The sequence below is a fragment of the Kitasatospora sp. NPDC004723 genome, assembly GCF_040609255.1.
In the GTDB taxonomy this organism is placed as follows: Bacteria; Actinomycetota; Actinomycetes; order Streptomycetales; family Streptomycetaceae; genus Kitasatospora.
This window is the reverse complement of sequence record NZ_JBEXJT010000004.1, coordinates 80,379-94,592: the sequence shown is the minus strand read 5'-3', so window position 1 is coordinate 94,592 and position 14,214 is coordinate 80,379. Positions and strand designations below refer to the sequence as shown.

The 14,214-nt window shown below is 74.3% G+C and carries 13 protein-coding genes; 11 read left to right on the top strand and 2 right to left on the bottom strand.

Going from position 1 to position 14,214, the window contains the following annotated elements; all coding sequences use genetic code 11:
- Window positions 1-18 precede the first annotated feature (18 nt).
- Entirely contained in the window at window positions 19-507 is a 489-nt protein-coding gene (locus ABZW10_RS06995; protein ID WP_355361159.1) for a MarR family transcriptional regulator, read from the bottom strand.
- A gap of 92 nt (window positions 508-599) precedes the next feature.
- Between ABZW10_RS06995 and ABZW10_RS06990 the strand changes: the two genes are divergently transcribed.
- The 4 genes from ABZW10_RS06990 (at window position 600) to ABZW10_RS06975 (ending at window position 6,388) form a co-directional block, all read left to right on the top strand.
- Window positions 600-974: a DoxX family protein gene (locus ABZW10_RS06990; protein WP_355361157.1), complete on the top strand. Its 375-nt coding sequence runs from the start codon at window positions 600-602 to the stop codon at window positions 972-974.
- A gap of 208 nt (window positions 975-1,182) precedes the next feature.
- Window positions 1,183-3,009 (top strand): S8 family serine peptidase, encoded by a 1,827-nt coding sequence (locus tag ABZW10_RS06985; RefSeq protein WP_355361155.1) that lies wholly within the window; start codon window positions 1,183-1,185, stop codon window positions 3,007-3,009.
- A gap of 215 nt (window positions 3,010-3,224) precedes the next feature.
- On the top strand, window positions 3,225-5,207 hold the full coding sequence (locus ABZW10_RS06980; RefSeq protein WP_355361153.1) for a LodA/GoxA family CTQ-dependent oxidase: 1,983 nt from the start codon (window positions 3,225-3,227) through the stop codon (window positions 5,205-5,207).
- Window positions 5,204-6,388 (top strand): tryptophan 7-halogenase, encoded by a 1,185-nt coding sequence (locus tag ABZW10_RS06975; RefSeq protein WP_355361151.1) that lies wholly within the window; start codon window positions 5,204-5,206, stop codon window positions 6,386-6,388. Before ABZW10_RS06980 ends, ABZW10_RS06975 begins: the two co-directional genes overlap by 4 nt.
- On the opposite strand, the gene ABZW10_RS06970 is transcribed toward ABZW10_RS06975, so the two are convergent.
- On the bottom strand, window positions 6,351-7,151 hold the full coding sequence (locus ABZW10_RS06970; RefSeq protein ID WP_355361149.1) for a DUF4389 domain-containing protein: 801 nt from the start codon (window positions 7,149-7,151) through the stop codon (window positions 6,351-6,353). The two genes, ABZW10_RS06975 and ABZW10_RS06970, sit on opposite strands and share 38 nt — an antisense overlap.
- A 327-nt stretch (window positions 7,152-7,478) precedes the next feature.
- On the opposite strand from ABZW10_RS06970, the gene ABZW10_RS06965 reads away from it, so the two are divergent.
- The 7 genes from ABZW10_RS06965 (at window position 7,479) to ABZW10_RS06935 (ending at window position 14,206) form a co-directional block, all read left to right on the top strand.
- Complete coding sequence (locus ABZW10_RS06965) at window positions 7,479-7,868, top strand: hypothetical protein (RefSeq protein ID WP_355361147.1); 390 nt, start codon at window positions 7,479-7,481, stop codon at window positions 7,866-7,868.
- The gene (locus ABZW10_RS06960) at window positions 7,865-9,799 is read left to right on the top strand and encodes a GMC family oxidoreductase (protein ID WP_355361145.1); all 1,935 of its coding nucleotides are present in this window, start codon (window positions 7,865-7,867) and stop codon (window positions 9,797-9,799) included. Before ABZW10_RS06965 ends, ABZW10_RS06960 begins: the two co-directional genes overlap by 4 nt.
- On the top strand, window positions 9,796-10,689 hold the full coding sequence (locus ABZW10_RS06955) for a hypothetical protein (protein ID WP_355361143.1): 894 nt from the start codon (window positions 9,796-9,798) through the stop codon (window positions 10,687-10,689). The genes ABZW10_RS06960 and ABZW10_RS06955 overlap by 4 nt, the downstream gene beginning before the upstream one ends.
- A 159-nt stretch (window positions 10,690-10,848) precedes the next feature.
- Complete coding sequence (locus tag ABZW10_RS06950; RefSeq protein WP_355361141.1) at window positions 10,849-11,382, top strand: EF-hand domain-containing protein; 534 nt, start codon at window positions 10,849-10,851, stop codon at window positions 11,380-11,382.
- Window positions 11,383-11,442: 60 nt separating this feature from the next.
- Window positions 11,443-12,612: an isocitrate/isopropylmalate family dehydrogenase gene (locus ABZW10_RS06945; RefSeq protein WP_355361139.1), complete on the top strand. Its 1,170-nt coding sequence runs from the start codon at window positions 11,443-11,445 to the stop codon at window positions 12,610-12,612.
- The gene (locus ABZW10_RS06940; RefSeq protein ID WP_355361137.1) at window positions 12,609-13,229 is read left to right on the top strand and encodes a cysteine hydrolase; all 621 of its coding nucleotides are present in this window, start codon (window positions 12,609-12,611) and stop codon (window positions 13,227-13,229) included. Before ABZW10_RS06945 ends, ABZW10_RS06940 begins: the two co-directional genes overlap by 4 nt.
- A 92-nt stretch (window positions 13,230-13,321) precedes the next feature.
- Entirely contained in the window at window positions 13,322-14,206 is an 885-nt protein-coding gene (locus ABZW10_RS06935) for an SAM-dependent methyltransferase (protein WP_355361533.1), read from the top strand.
- The last annotated feature ends 8 nt before the right edge of the window (window positions 14,207-14,214 follow it).

Below are 14,214 nucleotides of genomic sequence, written 5' to 3'. Positions count from 1 at the left end.
GGCCGGCGCCGCCGGGGCTCAGTGCCGGGACGGGGGCCAGGACAGGCCGGGGTCCATGGCCTGCAGGACCTGGAGGCAGATCCCGCGCAGCTGTTCGAGCTGTTCGGGGTCCAGGGGGTCGACGACCAGGGACCGCACCTGTTCCACGTGGCCGGGTGCGCTGTCGGCCAGCTTCCGGAAGCCCTCCTCGGTGAGCACGGCGTTGGTGGCGCGGCCGTCGCCCGGGCAGCGCTCGCGGCGTACGTAGCCCTGCCCTTCGAGCCGGGTGACCACGTGCGACAGGCGCGAGAGCGAGCCGTTGGCGAGGACGGCGAGGTCGCTCATGCGCAGCGTGCGGTCCGGGGCGTCGGAGAGGCCGGCCAGGACGAGGTACTCGAACTGGTTCAGGCCCGAGTCGGCCCGCAGCTGGGCGTCCAGGGCGGCGGGCAGTTTGATGATCATCGCGCTGAACGCCTTCCAGGCCTCCAGTTCGGATGCGCTGAGCCAGCGCGGTTCGTCCCTGTTCATGGCGATCACTCTAGTAACCCGAACATTCACTTGACGCTTCAAGTAGGCTCGGCGTATTTTGCTTGAAGCTTCAACTCAAATATCGGAGTGACATGAACGTCTTTCTCTGGGTCCTCGCCGGCCTCCTCGCCGCCCTCTTCCTCGCGGCCGGCACGCCCAAGCTGCTCCAGTCCAAGGAAAAGGTCATCGAGGCCACCGGCACCTGGGCGGTGAACTACCCGCCCGCCGCGATCAAGGTGATCGGCCTGCTGGAGATCCTGGGCGGCATCGGCCTGGTCCTGCCGGCCGCCGTCGACATCGCGCCCGGCCTGGTGCCGGTCGCGGCGACCGGGCTCGGGATCGTCATGGTCGGTGCCGCCGTCGTGCACGGCCGACGCGGCGAGGGGCGCAGCGTGGTGGTCAACGTGGCGCTGCTGGCCCTCGCGGCGGTTGTGGCCTGGGGGCGGTTCGGGCCGTACGCGTTCTAACGGACGGTCAAGGGGTGGTCGGGGATGGGCGGGATCGGTCGCGGGAAATCAAATGTTGACACGTTTGTGACAGCGGGGCGTGCGTAAAGCCTTCCCCAAGGATGCGCCGTTCTGGCATGTTGCGTTCAACCCCGTGTGACCCCCTCGAACACGGGCCGATCGGAGGACGCACGTGTCACCCCTGATATCCCGTCCGATATCCCGTCGGATGTCCCGGCAGGTCGGCCGCCCCACCGCCGCGCTCGCCCTCCTCGCCGCCGCGGCCCTGGCCGTTCCCGCGACCCTGGCCACCACGGCGTCCGCCACCCCGGCCGGACCGGTCCCGGCCGCCGCCCCGGCCGCCCCCGCCCCGCAGGCCCCGGCCACGGTGACCGCTCCGTCGGCCGCCGCCGGCTGGGCCGCCGGGACCCGCGCCTACCTGGTGATCAGCGCCCCCGCCGACGTCGCCGCCGCCAAGGCCGCGGTGACCGCCAACGGCGGTACGGTCTTCGCGAGTTACGACGCGATCGGCGTGGTCGTCGCGCACGCGACGGCCGGCACCTTCGCCGCCACCCTGCGCGCCGTGCCCGGCATCCAGCAGGTCGGCGCCACCCGGACCTCGGACGTCCCGGCCGACGCCTACAACCCGGCGCTGCCGGCCAACCCCGCCCAGTCGGCCACCACCCTCACCGAGACCAACCGCTGGGACATGACCCAGATCAAGGCCGACCAGGCCTGGGCCGTCTCCACCGGCTCCTCCGCCGTCAAGGTCGGTGTGCTGGACACCGGCGTCGACGACCAGCACCAGGACCTCGCGCCCAACTTCGACGCCGCCGACTCGGTCTCCTGCGCGTACGGAAGGCCCGACACCCGCACCGGCGCCTGGCGCGACGTCGACACCCACGGCACCCACGTCGCCGGCACCATCGCCGCCGCGAAGAACGGCAAGGGTGTCGTCGGCGTGGCCCCCGGCGTCAGGATCGCCTCGGTGCGCATCGCCGAGCCGACCAGCACGCTGTTCTTCGCCGAGAACACCGTCTGCGGCTTCGTCTGGGCCGGCGACCACGGCTTCAAGGTGACCAACAACAGCTACTACACCGATCCCTGGCAGTTCAACTGCCCGGACAACCTGGACCAGGCGGCCATCATCGAAGGCGTCCGCCGCGCCCAGGAGTACGCCGAGGGCAAGGGCTCGCTGCAGGTCGCCGCCGCCGGCAACTCCAACTACGACCTCGCCAACAAGACCACCGACAGCGACAGCCCCAACGACTCCACCAAGGTCACCCGGAGCATCACCAACGCCTGCCTGGACATCCCGACCGAGCTGCCCGGCGTGGTGACCGTCTCCGCGATGGCCAGCGGCACCGCCAAGGCCTCCTACTCCAACTACGGCCGGGGCGTCATCGACGTCGCCGCGCCCGGCGGGGACGGCGCCACCGGGGTCTACTCCACCCTGCCCGGCGGCAAGTACGGCACCAAGAGCGGCACCTCGATGGCCTCCCCGCACGTCACCGGCGTCGCGGCGCTGATCGCGAGCGCCAACCCCGCCTTCACCCCGGCCGACCTCCGGGCCAGGCTCGCCGCCCAGGCCAACGACGTGGCCTGCCCCGCGTCCGACGGCCGCTGCACCGGTACCACGGCCGTCAACTCCTTCTTCGGCGAGGGCCAGGTCGACGCGCTCAAGGCCGTCGGCGGCGGCACCCCGCCGGCGGGCAAGTACTTCGAGACCCTGACCGACGTGGCGATCACCGACAACGCCACCGTGGACAGCCCGCTCACCGTCACCGGCGTCGGCGGCAGCGCCCCCGCGGCGCTCAAGGTCGGCGTCGACATCAAGCACACCTACCGCGGCGACCTGGTCGTCTCCCTGGTCGCCCCGAACGGCACCGTCCACCTGCTGGAGGACTTCCCGAACGGCGACAGCGCCGACGACGTCGTCAAGACCTACACGGTGAACGCCTCCGCGAGCCCGGCCGACGGCACCTGGAAGCTGCGCGTCAAGGACGGCGCCGCCGGCGACACCGGCACCATCGACGCCTGGAACCTGACCTTCTAATCCTTCCGGTCCTCCCGATCCACCCGGTCCTCCCGATTCATCCGGTCCTTCCGACGGCTGACCCGTCCGGCGGGCAGCGCGGACGGGCCCGGCGCGGCGCGCGCTTCACCCGGGTGCGCCCTCCACTGCCCTGGTTCGTCTACCGAAGAACCAGGGCAGTGGGGCACTCCGGCGCCGCCGGCCCGCCCGCCCCCGGCCGCCGAGAGGACCGTCCGTTGACCGACGACATCGCCTACGCCAGGATCCACCCCGCCATCGGCATCGCCCGGGTCGGCAACAGCACCCGCGACGACGGCTGGTTCTACGGCCCGGAGGTCCCCGACCCGCCTGCCGAGCAGGCGGGCTTCTACAAGGACGACCAGGGCGCGATCAAACGCCAGGCCGCCCGCTTCCGGATCTACGGCTACGCCGCCGACGGGCGGGCCGTGCGCGAGCTGACCGCCACCGACCCGCAGGTGACGATCGAATGGTCGGTGCACGTGGCCAACAAGAAGGCCGCCTGGTACGAGTTCAGCCTCCCGCTGGACATCCCCGACATGAAGGACAAGCCCGAGCCCCGGCGCAACGCCGCGGTCGCCGACCGTGCGAGCCTGATCATCGATCCCGGCGCCAAGAAGCTGGCAGCCGGCAGCACGGACGTCGTCGAGTTCACCGGCGGCTCCTTCCTCGGCACGGCCGTCCCGCTCGGCCGGATGCACACCGACCCGGCCGGCCGCCTGGTGGTGCTCGGCGGGCTCGGAAAGTCCCGCAACCCCAACGGCGACGGACTCCACTCCTACGGCAACAACGACGGCTGGTGCGACGACACCTCCGACGGCCCGGTCACCGCCACCGTCACCCTCGGCGGCAAGGCGCTGCGCGTCGACCCGGCCTGGGTGGTGGTCGCCCCGCCCAACTACGCGCCCGACGTCAAGACCGTGCGGACCCTGTACGACGTGCTCTACGACCTCTTCGTCACCGAGGGCGGGCTGGAGCCGCCGAAGACCGTCAACTTCGACCGGGACGTCAAACCGATCCTCCACCGCTTCTGCGAACTCCAATGGGTGAACAAGGGCTTCGCCACCCACTTCGGCTTCGGCGGGCCCGAGTACTTCCTGGCCCCCGACCACCTCGCCCGGCTCGGCAGCCCGTCGGCCACCCAGGAGGAGCTGCGCCGTCAGGTCTACACGTCGCTGCGCGATCCGAAGCGCGACGGCATCTCCCCGGTGCCCTGGCCCTGGATCTACGGCGACGGCATGGTGAGCAAGCCGATCCCCACCGCGCTGCTGCAGTACCTGACGCTCTCCCCGACCCAGGACTCGGTCCTGCTCGCCTGGATGAAGGGCGAGTTCGAGACCACGCCCTGGCCGGGCTTCCCGACCGACCTGGAGAGCGCGCCGGTCGCCGACCGGCCCGGCCTGCTGGACCGCGCCGCCCTCGACTTCTGCCTCGCCGACGCCTTCCACCCCGGCTGCGAGGTCACCTGGCCGATCCGCCACACCACCATGTACAGCGAACCGCTGCGGATCCGCCCGCGCCCCGCGGGCACCGTCGAACCGGACTACGGTGAGAAGCTCAGCCAGGCCCGGGCGCTCGGCGCCGACGGCCCGCTGCACCAGTCCGGGCCGGGCGACCTGACCCGCTGGATGGCTGTGCCCTGGCAGACCGACACCGCCAGCTGCCGCTCCGGCTACGAGTCCCTCGCCAACCTCGGCCCGCGCTACGACCCCTACCTGCCGACCTTCTGGCCCGCACGGGTACCCAACCACGTCCTCAAGGAGAGCGACTTCCTGATCGTCAACAAGGAGACCACCCCGACCGAGGAGGACGGCCGCGAGGCCGCGTTCGCCAAACGCGCCTCCTGGCTGCGCGGCCTGAAGGGCGACCACGACCAGCAGCTCACGCAGGCCGCCGCCGAGTGGTACAAGTTCGGCATCGTCGAGGTCCGCGCCTACACCGTGGGCGACGGCCGCTTCCCGGACCGGATCCAGGTCGAGTCCGTCCCCGGCTTCGACCTCACGGGCGTCTCCGACAACCGCAACCTGGTCGCCGTCCACGTCCCCGCCGCGGTCGTCGGGTTGGACGCCTACACCGCGCAGACGGCGAGCGTGGTCCTGGAACACACCGGCCTGTCCGGCGAGGACGTCGTCATCGGCTACTTCGACAAGGTCGACCCCTTCGGCGTGGACGCCGGCCGGCCGGCCGAGGGCGGCTCGTGACGCCGTCGTACGACGTGGTCGTGGTGGGCGGCGGTCCGGCGGGTGCGGCCGCCGCCCTCGCGCTGGCCGGCCGGGGACGCGGCGTCCTGCTCGCCGATGCCCCCGGCGGGCCGCCGGCGATCGGCGAGGCGCTGCCCGCCGCCGCCCGGATGCTGCTGCGCGACCTCGGCGCCGCCGGCACCGTCCCCGGCGACGGGCACCTGCCCTGCTACGGCAACCGCTCGGTGTGGGGATCGGCGGTGCCGGCCTCGGTGGACAGCATCCGCGACCCCCACGGTCCCGGCTGGCACCTCGACCGGCGGCTGTTCGACCGGCGGCTTCGCGAGGCCGCCGCGACGGCCGGGGCGGAGGTCCGCACGGCGGGGGCCCGCCCCGTGCGGCGGCACGCCGACGGCAGCTGGGTGCTCGCCCTGCACGGCGGCGCGGGTCCCGCTGTGGTGGTGCGCTGCCGCTGGGTCGTCGACGCCACCGGACGCCGGGCCGCCGTGGCCACCACCCACGGCGCCCGCCGGCTCGTCGGCGACCGGCTGGTCGCGCTGCACCTGGTGCTCGGGCCCGGGGCGGGCGCCGCCGCGGACAGCACCACGCTCGTCGAGGCGGGGCCCGACGGCTGGTGGTACAGCGCGCCGCTGCCGGGCGGCCGGCTGCTGCTGGCCTTCTTCACCGACGGCGACCTGCCGGCCGCGCGGGGAGGGGCGGAGGCGTTCCGGCACCGGCTCGGCGCCACCGGCCCCACCGCCGTCCGGGCCGCCGGGTACCGGTTCCCGTCGTGTGCCCCGTCCGGCTCGTCCTCCTCACGCGCCTCGCCCGTCCGTGCCCCGGCGCACACCGCCCGCCTCGACCGCGTGCACGGCGACGGCTGGACCGCCGCCGGGGACGCCGCCGCGGCCTTCGACCCGCTGTCCTCCCAGGGCATCCTCACCGCGCTGTGGACCGGCCGCGCCGCCGGCCTCGCGGTGGACGCCGTGCTCACCGGCGACCCGTCCGCGCTCGACCGCTACGCCACCGCCGTCGCCGGCGTGGTCACCGCCTACCGCCGCAACCACGCCGCGCATTACGGCCTCGAACGGCGCTGGCCCGCCCGGCCGTTCTGGCGGCGCCGCCACCCGTCCGCGGCGGCCGGGCCCGCGCCGGACCCGTTCGTCAGCCGGCCGGCGGGCCCGGCAGCAGCGGTCCGGTGACCTCCTTGACCTCCTGGTCGTCGTCGTTGACGCTCGCGGTGATCGAGCCGGTCGCGCTGGACAGCAGGCCGAGCAGCAGGAAGGCCACCAGCAGCCCTCGGCCCGCACCGCTGAGCACCAGCGGCCGGGTCGCCGACACCGGGCCGCCGGGCTCCGAGCCGGGCTCGTCGCCGAAGAGCTGCTTCGGGTAGGCCGGGGTCAGCATCATCAGATAGGCCAGGTACCGCATGCGGTAGCGCAGCACCGCCGCCGTCGCCTCGAACAGCGGCTGCGGCATCCGCCCGAGGATCAGCACCACCAGCCAGCTGATCCAGCCGACCACCCACCAGCCGGCGAACAGCAGCCCCTGCACGACGGCCGCCGGGATGACCAGGACCAGCCGGAAGAGCACCGCGAGCCGGTTGAGCTCGCCCGGCCGCAGCTCGACCTGGACGGGGTAGTCCGGGGTGCGGAAGGCGAAGGGCGGATAGCGGTCGTGGGTCAGCAGGAGGGAGGACGTCACCCGGGTCTCGTACGGCAGGTACGCCGAGAGGTAGTCGGCGGCGAAGCCGGGCAGCCGGCCCAGGACCAGCGCGCCGAACCAGCCGACGACCGTGACGAAGAAGGCCACCACCGACAGCGCCCAGACCACGATGAACTGCGGGATCAGCAGCAGCAGCCGCAACAGCACGGTCAGCCGGTTCTGCGGTCCGGGGGCGGGCAGGTCGAGCGGGGGCAGCCACTCCGGCGGGTAGCGGACGGCTTCGGGGGGAGCCTGCCACATCGGGGGCCTCCAGATCTCGGCACCGGGCGGACGGCGCGACGAGGCCGCGCGTGCTCCGAAGATCGCAGCCCCGCCGCGCTGTCCGCGCGCTGCGCTGCTCCATCCGGCGGAGCGCGCCGGGCGGTCCGCTCCGATCATTTCGACATCTGATCCGACAAGCGCTTGGCGGCCATTCGGCGAGGTGTCGGACAGAAGACCGGCAGGTTCGAACGATTGCGGTCGGAACACCTCGGGAGGCGGTCGGCGGGGCAGCATCGCTCCCAACGCGATCGGGTTCCCGCCGATCGGCTGTCATGTTCGGGGCGTGCTCACCACGGAGGTGCCGGTTTGCCAGCGATCGACGACCACGACCACGACTACCGGTCCGACGCGGCCGGCGAGGTCCGCATGCCCGCTGCCGACGGCCTTCCGGGCCTCGCCGACTTCGACGCCTTCCTGCGCGTCTCCGCCGACCTGACCGGCTTCGACGAGACCGAGCTGCGCGGCACCGGGATGGCGCACGAGCACCACCGCACCCTGCTCGCCCACCACGTCCGCGACGAACACGCCCTGCTCCACCTCTGGTACGTCGGCGCCTGGCCGGACGAACCGCCCTCGTCACCCCGCGCCCACGACCGGGGCCTGATGTGGCGCACCTTCCACGGCGCCGCCCCCGGCAGCACCGCCCCCGGCCACGGCAGCTGGGCCCGCGCCCCGCACGACGGCGGCGACCGGTGAGCCGCCCGACGCCGGACCGCCACGCCGACGGCACCGACCACGCCGACGGCGACCGCCCCTGGGACGTCGTCGTGGTCGGCGCGGGCTTCGCCGGCTCGCTGGTCGCCCACCGCCTCGGCGGACACGGCCACCGGGTGCTCGTCCTGGAAGCCGGCCCCGCCGTCCCCGGCGCCGCCGCGACCGGCACCGCCCACCGGGCCGCCGGCGGCGGCACCCCCACCTCGCCCTACCCGCGCAGCGCCGACGCCCCCTCCCCGGACGTCGACGACCTGACCGGCCTGCCCGGCGGCGGGTTCACGGCCACCGGACACCTCGTCCAGCACGGCCCGCTGCCCTACGCCAGCGGCTACCTGCGGGCCAACGGCGGCACCGGGCTGCTCTGGACCGGCCTCACCCCGCGCATGCACCCCGAGGACTTCCGCACCGCCGACCTCGGCCACGGCCGCAACTGGCCGATCGGCTACCCGGACCTCGAACCGTACTACCGCCAGGCCGAACGGGAACTCGGCGTCGCCGCCGACGCCGCGCAGCAACGCCGCGCCGTCGGCCTGCCCATCCCCGACGACTACGCCTTCCCGATGCGCCCCGTCCCGGCCAGCCACCTCGACCGGCTCGTCGCCCGCGCCCTCGACGGCCGGACCGCCCGCGACCCGGCGGCGGACGGCGAGACCCGGCTCACCGTCAGCACCACCCCGCACGCCCGCAACGCCCGGCCGACGCGCGATGCGGACGGCGCCCACCGGTCCACCCAGGACGCGGATCGCGCCGACCGCCCCCACCACCCGGAGGGCCCGCTCTGCCAGGGCGCCGCCGCCTGTGTCCCGGTCTGCCCCACCGGTGCCAAGTACACCCCGCTGCGGACCCAGGCCCGCTGGGCCCCCGGCGTCCGGCTGCGCACCGACGCCGTGGTGAGCCGGGTCCTGGTCGACGGCACCGGCCGCGCCACCGGCGTCGAGTACCACACCGGGGGCGCCACCCACCGGGTCCGGGCCGAGCTGGTCGTGCTCGCCGCCCACGCGATCGAGAACGCCCGGCTGCTGCTGCTGTCCGGTCTCGCCAACCGCAGCGACCAGGTCGGCCGCAACCTGATGGACCACCCGGTGCTGCTCACCTGGGGCCTGCTGCCGCAGCCGACCGGCCCCTACCGGGGACCGGGCTCCACCAGCGGCCTGGAGGCCTTCCGGTTCGGCGCCGCCCGGGCCCGCCGGGCACCCTTCCGGATCGAGATCGGCAACTGGGGCTGGTCCTGGGCCGGCCGTCCGCCCGGGGTCGAGACCGCGGACCTGTTGCGCGCCGGGCTGCGCGGCAAGGAGCTCCGCGATCGTCTCGGCGACCGCCTCGGCCGCCAGTTCTCGCTCCAGTTCGAACTGGAGCAGCCCGCCGACCCGGCCAACCGGGTCACCCTCGACCACGGCCGCCGCGACCGGCTCGGACTGCCGAGGCCCGCCCTGCACTACGACCTCTCGGGCTACGTCCGGCAGGGCATGGCCTCCGCCCGGGCCGTCTCCGACCAGCTGTTCGCCCTGCTCGGCGCCGAGGACCACACCCGCTACGACGCCGGCCCCGGCTGGCCCGGGCGCCTCGAACACCGTGGCCGGGTCCACGGCTACCGGGGCGCCGGGCACGCCGGCGGCACCCATGTGATGGGCGACGCGCCGGGCAGCTCCGTGGTCGATGCGTGGCAGCGCTGTTGGGACCACCCCAACCTGTACGCCGTCGGCTGCGGCTCGATGCCCTCCCTCGGCACCTCCAACCCCTCGCTCACCATGGCCGCGCTGGCCCTGCGCAGCGCCGACCGCATGCACCGGGAGCTGACGGCGCTGCGACGGCCGGCCACCCTCGCCGCTCCGTCCCCGTCTCCGTCCCCTCCGTCTCCTCCGTCTCCTCCGTCACCGACCTCGTCCCCGACGCCGTCCAGGGAGCTCTCATGACCGGTCTGCCGCTGCCGCCCGTGCCGGAGCCGTACTACCTGCCCTTCCACTACGGCGCGCTGCACAACATCGGTGTGGACTTCCTGGTCGACCCCGGACCGGTGCGGGCCCTGCTCGCCGAGCGGCATCCCGCGCTGGCCGCCGCCGACTTCGGCGGCCGGGCCTGCGTCTCGCTCAACTACCAGCTGTACTTCGCCCAGTACCCGACCGGCGGCGGGATCACCGAGGAGGTGGAGATCAACGTCATCGCCCACCCCGCGTCCGCCGCCGACCGGCTGCCGGCCGTCGACTACGGTCAGTACGCCCGCGGCCACGACCAGACCAGGCTGCTCGGCATCGCCCGCCTCCACGTGCTCTGCGACAACCCGCTCGCGATCGACGCGGGCACCCGCCTCTACGCCGAGCCCAAGCACCCCGGGTGGTTCACCGCCGTCCTGCCCTCGCTCAACGCGGCCGCCGTGCACGACCGCTGGTCCTTCGTCTGCCACCGCGCAGGCCTCGGGCCGGAGGGCCTGCGGCGGTACGACGAGGAGCTCTTCGGGGTCGAGGCGGACCTCGCCGGTCTCGACGGCGAGCCGGTGGTCAACACCCCGGTCACCGGTTACGGCACCGACTCCGCCGGGCGGCTGCTCGCCGGTCCGCTGACCGTCCACCAGCCCTACCGCTTCCACCCGCTCGACACCCGCACCGCCGACCGGATCCGGCTCACCCCCGGGCGGCAGCGGCCGGGTCCGGAGTCCGGGCCGGAGTCCGGGCCGGAGCCGGGGGACCGCAGCCGGGAGGCCGCCACCGACCTCGCCCGCCTGGTCGGGGACGCACCCGCCGCCGGCGTGTGGACGTACCAGTCCGCCCCGGTCGCCGCGCACCACCGCCCGTACTACGTCCGCTGACCCGGGACGGCCCGGCACCGCACCGACCGTCGGCCGAGCCGGAGCGCTTCACTCCATCAGGTGAAGCAGACGGCGGTGGCCCGTCCGCCCCGGCACCGCTCGCCGATAGTAGGACCGATCGGGCACCGAGCCCCGACGTACGGAGAGAAGGAGCGGCACATGCGGAACGAGGCCACCCAGCGGGTCGAGCTTGTCTTCGAACTGTTCGACGCGAACCGCAACGGCGTGATCGACATCGGCGACTTCGATCTGATGTCCAAGCGCGTGGTCGAAGCCGCCGCCGACTCGGACGAGACTGCCAAGGAGGCCATCCGGGCCGCCTTCCGGCGCTACTGGGTGGTCCTGGAGACGGAGCTGGACGCCAACGGGGACGGCGTCGTCACCCGGGAGGAGTTCCGCGGCTTCGTCCTGTCGCCCGAGCGCTTCGGCCCGACGATCGGACAGTTCGCCGACGCTCTGGCCGCGCTCGGCGACCCGGACGGCGACGGCCTGGTCGAACGCCCGCGGTTCGTGGCGCTGATGACCGCGATCGGCTTCGGACACGCCAACATCGACGCCCTCTTCGACGCCTTCGGACCGACCGCCGACGACCGGATCCCGGTGGCCACCTGGGCGGAGGGCATCCGCGACTACTACGCCCCGGACAAGGCCGGGATCCCGGGCGACCGCCTGGTGGGCAGCCCGACCACCTGATCAGTCCGGCGCAGGCATCCCGCCCGTACCGGACCAGTCGACGACCAGCCGAGGAGCAGTGTGAAACCAGCAGTCGGACTCGCCGTGGGCCGGGGAACGGGCGTGGAGCTCGCCGCCGTCTTCGAACGGGCCCTGCACCGGATCGTGGCCCCGCACGGCGCCGGGATAGAGATCGTCAGGTCCCCGCGGACCTACCACTCGTACGTCTCGCTCCGTCAGGAGGTGGGCGACACCGAGCGGATCCGCCGGCTCACCGAGGAGGACGCCGGCCACTACGAGCGGTTCTGCCGCGAGCTGGCGCGGGCGGGCACGACGGCCGTCTTCCGGACGGCCGTCAACGCCCAGTCGCTCTACCTGGTCCGCCAGCGTCTGCAGGCCGTCAAGGTCGAGCCGATCGCGGCCGGGGACGCCTCGCTGCTGCTGGTCCGGGACGAGGCCCAGGGCTTCTACACCGGGGAGAACCGGCACGCCCCGGGCGTGGTCACCCGCACCATGGAGTTCAGCCGGGAGATCACCGGCAAGGTGCTCGACTACGCCGTCCGGCGCGCCTGGCGGCAGTGGCCCGACCGCGGGCCCGCCCGGGTGGTGATGGCCTACAAGTTCCATCTGCTGGACGGCGCCCTGGACGACTGGGTGGAAGAGCTCGGGCGGGGCCTCGGCGTGGAGGTGCGGCTGTTCCAGCCCGACACGGTCAACCGCAATCTGATCACGCACGGCCTCGGGGACCGCACGGTCATCCTGGCGGGCAACGAGTGGGCCGACATCATGCACGTCGTCCTGCTCGACCGGTTCGGCGGTGAGCGGCAGGAGAGCCGCTGCACGGAGAACGTCCACCTCCACCCGGAGCTGGCGGAGCTGGTGGAGTACCAGACCGTGCACGGCTCCGCCGACGACCTCGCGGGCAAGGACACCGTCAATCCGGTCGCCACCCTGCGTGCCGCCGCCGTCGTCGCCGAGCGGCACGCCGGCTGCCCGGGCGCCGTGGCCGCCGTCGAGGGCGCCCTGGCCGTCGCCGAGGAACAGGGCATACGCACCCCCGACCTCGGCGGACGGCACTCCACCACGGCGGTGGTCGACGCGGTGCTCGACGCCCTGACGGCGCGGGCGTCCGCCGGTCCGCCGTCGGTCGGCGCCCCCCGTTCCTCCGGCCCGCCGCCCGTCGCCACGCCGCCCGTCGCCACGCCGCCCGTCGGCACGCCGCCTGTCGGCACGCTCGCGGACCGTTCGTGAGTGCCGCTGCGCAGCGGACCGCGCTGATCGTGATCGACCTGCAGAACGACTTCTGCGCCGGCCCCGTCGCCGCCGCCCGCTACCCCGGGGATCCGCAGCGGCTCGCCACCGTCGCCGCCAACGCGGCCCAGGCCGTGCGGACGGCCCGCGCGCACGGTACCGAGGTGGTCTTCGTCCGCTTCCTCGGCGACCCCGTGCACCAGGGCGCCGCCTGGCGCCACCGGGACGCCGTGCTGGGCAAGCGCCCCAAGTGCCTCGAAGGGAGCTGGGGCGCCGAGTTCCACGGCGTGGCGCCGGAGCCCGGCGAGGAGGTGTTCACCAAGCACGCCACTTTCGACGCCTTCCTCACGGAGGGGTTCGGCCCGTACCTCACCGGGCGGGGGATCGGGCACCTGGTGTTCGCGGGCGTCTTCGCCGACGTCTGTGTGGACAGCACCGCGCGCACCGCCTTCCAGAAGGGCTTCCACGTGACGGTGCTCCGTGACTGCACCGCCGCCCTGCACCACCCCGACGAGGACGTGCTGCGCTTCATGGGCCGCGTCTACGGCGCCCGCGTCACCACCCACGACCGACCCGCCGTCTGGACACGGCTTCCCGAGTATCTGGAGCGACCATGACCACCGCCGCGGCCGCCCCCGGCACCAGCGCCGTCACGACCTCGCCCGGGGCCGCCACCGGCGTGGACGGGGGCGTCGGACGGACCGCGCTGATGGTCGCCGCCGCCCGGGCGATCGAGAGCCACCGCCCCGGCGCGCTGGCCCGGGACCCGCTCGCCGAGCACTTCGTCCGCGCCGCCCGCGCGTCCGCGCACTGGCCGGTCCACCCCCGGGACGTCCCGGGTGGTGGGGACGGCGGGGACGGCGCGGAGGATCCGCTCTGGGGGCGGCTCGGCGGGTACTTCGCGCTGCGGACCAGGACCCTGGACGACCACCTGCTGCGGGCCGCCCGGCTCGGGGCCCGGCAGGTGGTGCTGCTCGGTGCCGGGCTGGACGCCCGGGCCCACCGCGTGGACTGGCCGTCCGGTACGACCGTCTTCGAGCTCGACCGGGCCCGGGTGCTCGCCTTCAAGCAGCAGGTCCTGGACCGGATCGGCGCGCGGCCGACGGCGCGGCGGGTACCGGTGGCCTGTGACCTGCGCCTCGACTGGGCCGGCGCGCTGACCGCCGCCGGTTTCCGCCCCGGCGAGCCGACCGCCTGGCTCGCCGAGGGCCTGCTGCTCTACCTGCCCGCGGCGGCGGAGCGGCGGCTGGTCGCCACCGTCGACCGGCTGAGCGCCGCCGGGAGCAGCCTGGCCTACGAGGTGAAGCTCGGCATGGAGCCCTCCGCGGTGCGCCGCAACCCCGTGTACCTCGCAGCGCGCGACCGTCTCGGCATCGACCTGCTCGCGCTGTTCGACGACGAGCCCCGGCCCGACACCGCCGCGGACCTGACCGCCCGGGGCTGGTCCACCGTCACCCGCACGCCCTTCGACTTCACCCGTCACTACGGCCGCGGTCCCCGCCCCGAGCCCGATGACGCGCTCGCCGCCAACCGCTGGACCTTCGCCGCGCGCGGCCTGCTGCCCGGCCCCCGCCGCCGGCGGGCCAGGGGCTGACCCGCCGG